Origin of the sequence: Shewanella pneumatophori, from assembly GCF_023283895.1 — a bacterium.
In the GTDB taxonomy this organism is placed as follows: domain Bacteria; phylum Pseudomonadota; class Gammaproteobacteria; order Enterobacterales; family Shewanellaceae; genus Shewanella; species Shewanella pneumatophori.
This window is the reverse complement of record NZ_JAKILB010000019.1, coordinates 60630-66919: the sequence shown is the minus strand read 5'-3', so window position 1 is coordinate 66919 and position 6290 is coordinate 60630. Positions and strand designations below refer to the sequence as shown.

The 6290-nt window shown below is 41.9% G+C and carries 4 protein-coding genes and 1 tRNA gene; 2 read left to right on the top strand and 3 right to left on the bottom strand.

Annotation, left to right across the window (positions count from 1 at the left end):
- Positions 1–32: 32 nt before the first annotated feature.
- Together L2740_RS20125 and L2740_RS20120 are read left to right on the top strand one after the other, a co-directional pair.
- Positions 33–108 (top strand) — tRNA-Lys (locus L2740_RS20125).
- A 679-nt stretch (positions 109–787) separates the two neighbouring features.
- A complete protein-coding gene (locus L2740_RS20120) occupies positions 788–1948 on the top strand; it encodes a DcaP family trimeric outer membrane transporter (RefSeq protein ID WP_248951808.1) in 1161 nt (386 codons plus the stop codon).
- A gap of 58 nt (positions 1949–2006) precedes the next feature.
- Here L2740_RS20120 and L2740_RS20115 read toward each other — a convergent pair whose 3' ends face one another.
- The 3 genes from L2740_RS20115 to acs form a co-directional block, all read right to left on the bottom strand.
- The gene (locus L2740_RS20115) at positions 2007–2273 is read right to left on the bottom strand and encodes a GrxA family glutaredoxin (RefSeq protein WP_248470693.1); all 267 of its coding nucleotides are present in this window, start codon (positions 2271–2273) and stop codon (positions 2007–2009) included.
- Between the two features lie 96 nt (positions 2274–2369).
- Positions 2370–4112 (bottom strand): DNA repair helicase RadD, encoded by a 1743-nt coding sequence (radD, locus tag L2740_RS20110; protein ID WP_248951807.1) that lies wholly within the window; start codon positions 4110–4112, stop codon positions 2370–2372.
- 124 nt (positions 4113–4236) lie between these two features.
- On the bottom strand, positions 4237–6189 hold the full coding sequence (gene acs / locus L2740_RS20105; RefSeq protein ID WP_248951806.1) for an acetate--CoA ligase: 1953 nt from the start codon (positions 6187–6189) through the stop codon (positions 4237–4239).
- Positions 6190–6290 lie beyond the last annotated feature (101 nt).

Below are 6290 nucleotides of genomic sequence, written 5' to 3'. Positions count from 1 at the left end.
AGTGGTAAAAGAAGTAGAAAGCAATACTAGATGGGTCGTTAGCTCAGTCGGTAGAGCAGTTGGCTTTTAACCAATTGGTCGAAGGTTCGAATCCTTCACGACCCACCACTTCTTTTATTTACCTTCCTTGTTTAAATCCCTATTATTTTTTAGTTAAAACTACTAATCAAGAATCGTTTTAGCTCAGTCGAGTTTATAATCGAGCATGCAGTTGGCTTTGCTCTTTGTCGAATTGACCGAATGATCGAATCTTTTCCGATTCACGATATCTTTTATTCCACCCTCATTTATTCAAGTTCTCCCAAATCATTGCACAAGATTTATTAAGTACCGTAAATGTAATTACTTAGCTTTTATGTGAGCATTTTTAGACAAATTAGCCAACTTTTTTTAGTTACTTGCAGTTGCTCCCTGAATAACAAAGGTGCATTTGTCTAATTAAAGTGCCTAATTCTTTAGTGATTTTACAAATTATTTTTAACGATTTAATAGAACGCTTTGCTCGACATTAAGGTTTTGTTTTTAAGGGAAAAATGTTTATTTTTGGTCAAGTTATGATGAAGTGTTAGTGAAACATATAGAATCACTAAGACGGCCTAACTACATAACTTTTATGATGAATTAACACTTTGCTTCATTCTTTACTAATATAACAACGTGACATTCGGATGTTATAAATTAGCTGCTTGCGCAATACCTTTGTCTAATAGACCTATTGCTAATGTTGTCTAGTTGTTAACTCGGTCATATTTTGTATGGATAATAAAAAGTATCTGGGAGAAAGGGAATGAAACAAGCAAAGTTAACGCTAATTGGAGCTGCAACCATTACCGCTATGAGCTTTGGTGCTCAAGCTGATACAGACTTTCAATTTGGCGGCTATGTGAAAGCAGATGTAATGTTTAGCGATTATAGTAACGGTGCACCAGACTCTGGCAGCTTATCTCGTCAGTTTTACGTGCCGGGCACCATTTATGGCGATGCAAGTAATGGCAAGCAGGTTGTAGATTTTCAAGCTAGAGAATCTCGGTTTAACTTCAAAACATCTACTGACCTAAATGGGCATAAACTTTCAGGCTTTATTGAGCTGGACTTTATGACTCACACCGATGGTAATGAACGCGTTTCAAATAGTTATTCTCCGCGTATTCGCCAAGCATTTGTAAGCTTTGATAATTGGGCCGCGGGTCAAATGTGGACGACATTCCAAAACCCTGGTGCTTTGCCTGAAAATCTAGACTTTGTTGGGGCTGCGGATGGTACGCCATTTGTTCGTCAAACTATGGTTCGATACACCAATGGTGGTTTTCAGTTCTCTGCTGAAAATCCTGAAACAACCTTGAATAGCTACAGAGATCCAGCTGGAGCGCGCGTAACAAGCGGAAGTGGTATGATCCCTGACTTTGTTGCTCGTTATAATATGAAAACGGAAAGTGGCATGGCGTTCACTTTTGCTGGTATTGCCCGTCAGCTTAATATTGAAATGGACAAAAATACGCCTAACCCAATCGATGCAACTGAGTTTGGTTACGGTGTGAGCTTTACAGGTGTGATCCCAGTTGGTCAAGATGACATTAAAATGTCGGCGACATATGGTGAAGGGCTTGGGCGTTATATGGCGCTAAACTATGTGAATGCAGGTGTATTAGATGGTAATGGTGATATCGAAACCATTGGCTCTTACGGTGGCTATATCTCTTACCGTCACTGGTGGAACGATAAGTGGAGAACAAGTATTACCGGTTCAGGCTTTAAAGCTGATAATAATATCGATTTAAGCGGAAATAACGTCAACAAGGACTCTTATTCGGGTTATATCAATTTACTGTATTCACCAGTAAAGCCGTTAACCGTTGGTGTTGAGTATATGTACGCGAAAAACACTAAAGAAAACGGTGTTGACGGAGAGCTTAACCGTGTGATTTTCTCTATGAAGTATGTGCTATAGGTGATTGAAGTAAAACTAAAAAGGAGGCATAAGCCTCCTTTTTTATTGAATTTTAAACTTAAGCCGCTGGCATTAAGTTGTTATCTCTAACGTATTGTTCAAACTCAGTGCAGCCACCAATATGGTCTTGATCTACAAAGATTTGTGGAACGGTTTCAACTGGCTTACCAACAGTTTTCTCTAGATCAGCTTTACTGATCCCTTCTGCGTGAATGTCTACGTACTTGAATTTAAAATCATCACGCTTTTCAGTTAGCTGCTCAGCAACTTGTACTGCACGTACACAATAAGGACAACCTGGACGACCGAAAATTACAACAAACATAATAGCTTCCTCAGTTTTAGCTTGAGCACTTTATATCATAGCCACTGCAATTGTTCTATTTGATATTCAAAGTCGGCTTCATCACATTAACTAATTTCATTCAAAATGAGACTTTTCAGTTTGATAACGCCCTTTATAGTCAAATATTGACTCCATTAGCTCCCAACCTTTTCTGCCTTTTTTTAGTAATAATAAATCAGGCTTCCTAAATAACGCTTGGTCATCAACGAGTTGTTGCGGCAGCTTATATTTTTTGTATTGCATACCTGGAGTGCGGCTATGGGGAAAAATAAACAGAGCAAAAACGGCACGGATCTGCGCAGGCGTTTGCATTTTAAAGTAACGGCAAAAATCATTACCATCGATATCTATGTAGCGCACCATTAGGCGTTCTGTTTGTGCTTCTAGGAGCATACTTTGACATTTAAATAGATGATGATGTTTTTGTTGCAACACTTCTTTAAGGCGCTTGTCAGGGTCAACCAAAACGGATTGGCAATGTTGGCAGACTTTAGCTGCAATGTCGTTTTCTTCACCGCAGTTTGGACATGATTTAGAGCGGAAACGGAAATCGCATTGCTCTTTCTTGCCGTTAACTTCAACCACAGCCTGGCAACGTCTGCCAAAGTGCTCGATGATATCGCCATCATTATCAGTTAATCCCCAAAATATATTGGCAAAATCACAAACTGGGCAATGCACTTGTACAGGCTTACATTTACTATTGGGTTTTGGTTGGCCAACTTCCGGATAAAAAAGGTCATAACCATTTGCCGCATAATCAATCACAAGGCACTCAGCCTTATTTTTATCAATTCTTAACCCTCGGCCAACCATCTGTTGAAATAGGCTTACAGAGGCCGTAGGGCGCAATATAGCGATAAGATCAACATGAGGTGCGTCAAAGCCGGTAGTTAATACGGCTACATTGACTAAATACTTTATTTGCTTGGCTTTAAACTCGTTGATCAACCTGTCGCGATCTTCTCGAGATGTTTTGGCGGTAATAAGCGCAACTTGCTCAGATGCGAGCTTTTCGACAATCTCTTCAGCGTGTTTAACAGTAGCTGCAAATATAATAATCCCTTGGCGGCTGGCACCAAAATCGATAAGTTGCTTAACAATTGCCGTTGTGGCGCGGCCGCAGTGATTAAGAATAGAGTTTACTTCTTTCTCGTTATATTCACCTGTTGCAGATGCTGTTAGTTCACTAAAGTCATATTGCGCACTTAAGCCATCAAACATTTTGGGTTGGCTTAAGAAGCCCTGCTTAATAAGAGGGCGCATTGGCAATTCAAATATGCATTTTTCAAATACAGGTTTTTCAGTGTTGCCAACTTTTCCGTGGTAGTGATGGCGATAGATCCAACCCAGATCTAGTCGATAAGGTGTGGCTGTCAGTCCCAACAACCTTAGCTGGCTATTTTTAGATTTGAGGTGACTGAGCAACTGTTGGTATTGGCTGCCTTTATCTGGGCTAACACGATGACATTCATCAATAATGACTAAGCTATATGGCTCATCAAACTGAGTCGGTTGTTTAACTGCAGATTGAATGCTTGCGACAACGGTTTTACCATCAGTTGATTTTTGATTGAGTCCTGCCGAATAGATTTTAGCTTCAGTTGTTAATAGACCAACTTTTTCAGCATTTTGTGCAACAAGCTCTTTTACATGGGTTAGGACTAGTACTCGTCCTTTTGCTATTCGAGCAAGTTCAGCAATCACAATACTTTTGCCCGCGCCAGTTGGTAAAACCAGTACGGCGGAGTCGGTGCTAGCTTTAAAGTGGCTTATGGCGGCATCAACCGATTGCTGTTGGTAATCTCTTAGTTGCACAAATAGACCTAAGTTAATTTAAAACGATATCTGAAATGATCCCATATTTGGACTAAGGCGGTAAACAAAAAAAGCCCCTCAAAGAGGGGCCAGGGATATAACACAATCAAAGTGATTAAATCGCTTATTCACTGCGATTTAGACGTGTCTCGATTAAGGTATCGATGACTGCAGGATCTGCCAGAGTAGAAGAGTCACCTAGGTTAGTCACTTCATTGGCTGCAATCTTACGTAAGAAGCGACGCATGATTTTACCAGAGCGTGTTTTAGGTAGGCCGCCAGCCCACTGAATAAGATCAGGGGTCGCTAATGCGCCAATCTCTTTCCTAACCCATTGACGAAGCTCTTGACGTAGTTCCTCGGTCTCAACAGTCCCTTTAGTTAAAGTGACATAAGCGTAGATCCCTTGGCCTTTAATATCATGCGGGTAGCCAACAACGGCTGCTTCGGCAACTTGCTCATGTGAGACTAATGCGCTTTCGACTTCAGCTGTACCTAAACGGTGACCAGAAACATTAATAACATCATCTACACGACCAGTGATCCAGTAGTAACCATCTTCGTCACGTTTTGCGCCGTCACCAGTAAAGTACATACCTCTAAAGGTTTTAAAGTAAGTGAGGACAAATCTGTCGTGATCACCAAATACTGTACGCATTTGTCCTGGCCAAGAGTCTAAGATAACTAGGTTACCTTCAGTTGCTCCCTCAACAATATTACCCATGTTATCAACAAGAGCAGGCTGTACACCGAAGAATGGACGCGTTGCAGAACCAGGTTTAGTATCAGTTGCTCCTGGCAGTGGGCTAATCAAAATACCGCCAGTTTCAGTTTGCCACCATGTATCAACAATTGGGCATTTTTCATGACCAATGACATCGTTATACCAGCGCCATGCCTCAGGGTTAATTGGTTCGCCGACCGAACCCATAATGCGTAGTGAGCTACCGTCAAAGCTGGCAAACTGCTCTTTACCTTCCGCCATCAATGCGCGGATGAGTGTTGGTGCAGTATAAAGAATATTAACCTTGTGGCGATCAATCATCTCACCAAGACGAGCTGGGCTTGGATAATTTGGTACACCTTCATGAATAAGCACCGTCGCGCCGTTCGCAAGTGGGCCGTAAACCATGTATGAGTGACCAGTGATCCAACCTACATCGGCTGTACACCAGTAAACTTCGTTTTCTTTGTAGTCAAATACGTACTCATGGGTCATTGCCGCGTAAACCATGTAACCACCGGTTGTATGGAGTACGCCTTTAGGGTTGCCGGTTGAGCCTGAAGTGTAAAGTAGGAACAGTGGGTCTTCAGCACCCATTTCTTCAGCAACACAATGCTCTGAAGCGGTTTCCATTAATGATTCCCACCAGATATCACGACCTTCAACCCAGTTGATATCGCCGCCGGTGCGCTTCATAACAATGACTTTTTCGATGCAGTTAACATCTGGGTGAGATAAAGCTTCATCAATGTTAGCTTTAAGCGGAATAATGCGGCCACCACGCACGCCTTCATCGGCGGTAATAACCACTTTTGAATTACCATCGATGACGCGAGAGGCAATTGAATCCGGTGAGAAACCACCAAATACCACAGAGTGGATTGCACCTATGCGGGCACATGCAAGCATTGCGATGGCGGCTTCCGGTACCATTGGCATATACACAGTAACCACGTCGCCGCGGCGTACGCCTTGACTACGTAAAGCATTGGCAAATTTACACACTTCTGCATGTAACTCGCCGTAGGTTAGGGTACGTTGATCGTTTGCGTCATCGCCTTCCCAGATAATTGCCAATTTGTCGGCATTGTTTTCTAGGTGTCTGTCTAGACAGTTAGCAGAGGCGTTGAGCGTACCGTCATAAAACCACTTAATAAATAAATTGTGGTCGTCGAAAGAAGTTTCTTTAACTTTAGTAAATGGTTTGATCCAGTCGATACGGTTGCCGTGTTCTCTCCAGAAACCTTCAGGATTGACTATCGACTCCTGATACATTTTTTTATATTGTTCGTCGTTTACCAGTGCGTTTGCAGCGATGTCACTTGGTACTTTATAGAGAGACTGCGTGCTCATTGGGCTTCCCTTATCTAATAATGCGTAAGCTGAGTATGAATTGGGAACGGCCTCTTTCTCTATTAGACCTTGGTCTAGTAATATATTTTCCTTATTTTTTA

Excerpts from the sequence above, each read along its gene's own strand:
- L2740_RS20115 (WP_248470693.1), bottom strand. The coding sequence starts at position 2,273 with ATGTTTGTTGTAATTTTCGGTCGTCCAGGTTGTCCTTATTGTGTACGT.
- L2740_RS20120 (WP_248951808.1), top strand. The coding sequence starts at position 788 with ATGAAACAAGCAAAGTTAACGCTAATTGGAGCTGCAACCATTACCGCT.
- acs (WP_248951806.1), bottom strand. The coding sequence starts at position 6,189 with ATGAGCACGCAGTCTCTCTATAAAGTACCAAGTGACATCGCTGCAAAC.